Consider the following 422-nt stretch of genomic DNA (forward strand, 5'->3'; position numbering starts at 1 on the left):
GGGACCACGGTGAGCGCGGTGAGCCCGGCCAGTTTGTCGGCGCCGATCCCCGCGCGGGCGCTGGCCCCGTCGAAGACCAGGATCAGCTGCCGGGCCAGCAGGTCGGGATCGCTGGCCCCACCCCGTTCGGCCTCGGTACGGAAGAACGCTGTCAGGTTGCCCTTGATCCGGTGTGCCACCTGGCTCGCGGGGTGGCTCTGGTCCTTCAGCTCGATCTGAGCAGCCAGGTACCGGCAGCCTTGGAATTCGGGCGCACCCGCCTGCACTTCGACCTGCTCGAAGACGTGCAGGATCCGCTCGCGGGATGAACGGCCGTCCTCCGCCCGGGGCAGGAGCCCGGCCACGAAGGCGGAGGCGCCTCCCTCCAGGCTTGCAGCCAGCAGTTCGTCCTTGCTCTCGAACAGCTGGTACATGGAGCGCTT

Annotated in this window: 1 protein-coding gene; it reads right to left on the minus strand. The window is 69.2% G+C overall.

Translation table 11 applies throughout. From position 1 onward, the window contains the following. Window positions 1-422, minus strand: a 422-nt coding sequence (locus TN53_RS42555; protein ID WP_046264278.1) for a TetR/AcrR family transcriptional regulator, incomplete at both ends; no start/stop codon positions are given.

Source organism: Streptomyces sp. WM6386 (genome assembly GCF_000972385.1).
Lineage (GTDB): Bacteria > Actinomycetota > Actinomycetes > Streptomycetales > Streptomycetaceae > Streptomyces.